Source organism: Dietzia sp. DQ11-71 (genome assembly GCF_014144995.1).
In the GTDB taxonomy this organism is placed as follows: Bacteria; Actinomycetota; Actinomycetes; order Mycobacteriales; family Mycobacteriaceae; genus Dietzia; species Dietzia kunjamensis.
Genome location: NZ_JAALDT010000239.1, coordinates 1 through 1,973 on the forward strand (window position 1 = coordinate 1; position 1,973 = coordinate 1,973).

The window sequence follows — 1,973 nt, forward strand, 5'->3', positions numbered from 1 at the left end:
CCACCCGGAGGCGCGCCCACCCCACCCAGCGCCCACCCCGCCCAGCGCCCACCCCACCCCGAGGATCCGCTACTCCAATTCGGGATCCGCTGGTCCCATCGGGGTAGCGGATCCGGAATCGGGGTAGCGGATCTCCTGGGGATCAGGCGGTGTGGTCGGCGGCGGCGGGCGCGAAGTCGTCCGCGCTCTCGGGGGGCATGGTGCGGGTCATCGCGGCTGCGGGAATGACCGCCCCGGCCAGGAACGTGAGGATGCCGAGGCCTCCCATCACGTAGGCGAGCCGGTGTCCGTCGCCGATCTCGAAGCTCGAACCGAAGATCAGCACCATCGAGATCACGAACAGTCCGCCCGTGACCAGCGAGAGCGACTGAGAGCGGGCCTGCAGGAGCGTCGCCAGCTCGAACTCGTCCAGGTATCGGGCGGGGGCGGTGTCCTTGGAGTCGATGGTGATGCGCAGCATCGTCCAGACCACGCAGATCACCACGGTCATGGGGAGCCAGGCCAGGATGATCGGGAACCAGAAGTAACCCGCCACCGCGATCGCGGCCATGATCGCCAGGCTCGCCCAGTTCAGGCGGACGAGCAGTCGGCGACGTCCCGGGGTACGCCACGACGGGAGTCTGCCCTCCGTCCGGGTCTGCATCTTCTCGAATCGCTGCTCGGATCGGGTGAGGGTGTCGACGCGGTTGGAGGTCATGATCGGTCCTCTCGGGTGGGGCGGTAGATCTCGGCGGACATCGGTCGGAACTCCTCGCGGGAGAACACGGCCTCGACCGGCAGGTCGAAGACCGCGCAGATCCGGAAGGCCAGATCCAGGCTCGGGTAGTGGTCGCCTCTCTCGAGCGCCCCCACGGTCTGGGGGTTGACCTCGATCTGCTCGGCGAGCGCCGCACGGCTCAGGCGGCGCTCGGCCCGCAACACGGCGATCCGGTTGTGAATGGGGAGCTTTTCTCCCCGTCGGACTGGGCTCATGTATCTAAGTGTTGGGAAAACCCAACGATTTGTCAATGGTCCGTTGTGGGTAGGCTGGATCACATGAGTAGCGGAAGCATTCACGACATCTCGTTCACCACCATCGACGGCGAGCAGGCCAGCATGGGCGACTACGCGGGCCACGCGGTCCTCGTGGTCAACGTCGCCAGCGAGTGCGGGCTCACCCCGCAGTACGAGGGGCTGCAGGAGTTGGCGGACGACTACCGCGACCGCGGCCTCTTCGTGATCGGGTTCCCCTGCAACCAGTTCATGGGCCAGGAGCCGGGTGACGAGGACGCCATCAAGGAGTTCACCTCCGGCAAGTACGGGATCACCTTCCCGCTCGCGGCCAAGGTCGACGTCAACGGGCCCGACCGACACCCGCTCTACGTCGAGCTCACCAAGGTGGCCGACTCCGACGGTGAGGCGGGGGACGTGCAGTGGAACTTCGAGAAGTTCCTGCTCTCGCCCGAGGGGGAGGTCGTCGGACGGTTCCGTCCCAAGGTCGAGCCCGGAGCCCCCGAACTGGTGGACGCGCTCGAGGAGACACTTCCGATCTGACCGCGCCGGCGGGGATATCGGTCTCGGCACTGTGTCGGGTCGGCACTATGTCGGTCTCGGTACTGTGTCGGGCTCGGCAATCTGGAGTACACCTCGCCGTCGTCACCGCGTCATCACTCCCTGACACGATCCCCCCATGACCCCGCGCCTCATCGTCTCGGTCTCGGGACTCCGCGACACCACCCTCGACCACGCCGTCGACCTGGTCGGCGACCTCGAACGTCGATCCGTGCCGGTCTCGCTGCTCGTCGCCCCGCGGCGGGGGCGCGAGTACCGACTCGCCGACGACGACGGCACCCAGGAGTGGCTGCGGCATCGCCGGCGGCGGGGCGACGCCATCGTGCTGGGCGGTTACGACGACGCGGCGACCAGGCCCCGCAGGCCCGAGTTCGCCTCGATCGGACCCGCCGAGGCCGCCGTGCGTCTCACCGCCGCCGACC

4 protein-coding genes are annotated in these 1,973 nt (G+C 68.1%); 2 read left to right on the forward strand and 2 right to left on the reverse strand.

The window, feature by feature from the left end; translation table 11 throughout:
* Positions 1–142: 142 nt before the first annotated feature.
* Complete coding sequence (locus G6023_RS09200; protein ID WP_069389638.1) at positions 143–697, reverse strand: hypothetical protein; 555 nt, start codon at positions 695–697, stop codon at positions 143–145.
* Positions 694–972, reverse strand: coding sequence for a helix-turn-helix transcriptional regulator (locus G6023_RS09205; protein WP_069389637.1), 279 nt, complete (start codon positions 970–972; stop codon positions 694–696). The genes G6023_RS09200 and G6023_RS09205 overlap by 4 nt, the downstream gene beginning before the upstream one ends.
* Before the next feature lie 63 nt (positions 973–1,035).
* Between G6023_RS09205 and G6023_RS09210 the strand changes: the two genes are divergently transcribed.
* The gene (locus G6023_RS09210; RefSeq protein ID WP_069389636.1) at positions 1,036–1,533 is read left to right on the forward strand and encodes a glutathione peroxidase; all 498 of its coding nucleotides are present in this window, start codon (positions 1,036–1,038) and stop codon (positions 1,531–1,533) included.
* A 136-nt stretch (positions 1,534–1,669) separates the two neighbouring features.
* Positions 1,670–1,973: DUF2334 domain-containing protein (locus G6023_RS09215; RefSeq protein ID WP_347570754.1), on the forward strand; the 304-nt coding region annotated here is incomplete at its 3' end.

What these genes read in the sequence shown, in the direction of transcription:
- G6023_RS09200 (WP_069389638.1), bottom strand. Translation starts at nt 697, where the DNA reads ATGACCTCCAACCGCGTCGACACCCTCACCCGATCCGAGCAGCGATTC.
- G6023_RS09210 (WP_069389636.1), top strand. Translation starts at nt 1,036, where the DNA reads ATGAGTAGCGGAAGCATTCACGACATCTCGTTCACCACCATCGACGGC.
- G6023_RS09205 (WP_069389637.1), bottom strand. Translation starts at nt 972, where the DNA reads ATGAGCCCAGTCCGACGGGGAGAAAAGCTCCCCATTCACAACCGGATC.